General features: G+C 41.2%; 1 protein-coding gene. It reads left to right on the top strand.

The features are described from left to right. Positions 1-294, top strand: a 294-nt coding sequence (locus tag R0K30_RS21540) for a hypothetical protein (RefSeq protein ID WP_410612836.1), incomplete at both ends; no start/stop codon positions are given.

The raw sequence follows: 294 nt of genomic DNA, 5'->3' as shown, positions 1-294 counted from the left end.
ATCGCCTATGTGCCTGATGATAGTCTGTTGCAATCTAAGGGCGCTGTATTTGCCGTTGCTGATGGTATAAGTACTAGTCAATTTGGTGCAGAAGCCAGTCAAATAGCAGTGAGTAGTTTTTTAAATGATTATTTAGATACACCAGAGACTTGGTCTGCAAAGACATCGGGGTTTAAAGTATTACTGTCAATAAATTCATGGCTGGTTGCACAAAGTCGACAAGGCGGGCACAGCTTTAATCAAAATAAAGGCTATGTGTGTGCATTTGCTACCCTTATTATCAAATCGCGCACC

Source organism: Bacillus sp. SIMBA_154 (assembly GCF_046536015.1).
Classification (GTDB): Bacteria; Bacillota; Bacilli; order Bacillales; family Bacillaceae; genus Bacillus; species Bacillus pumilus_P.
The sequence above is the reverse complement of the archived record's forward strand: the minus strand, read 5'-3'. Positions and strand labels throughout refer to the sequence as shown.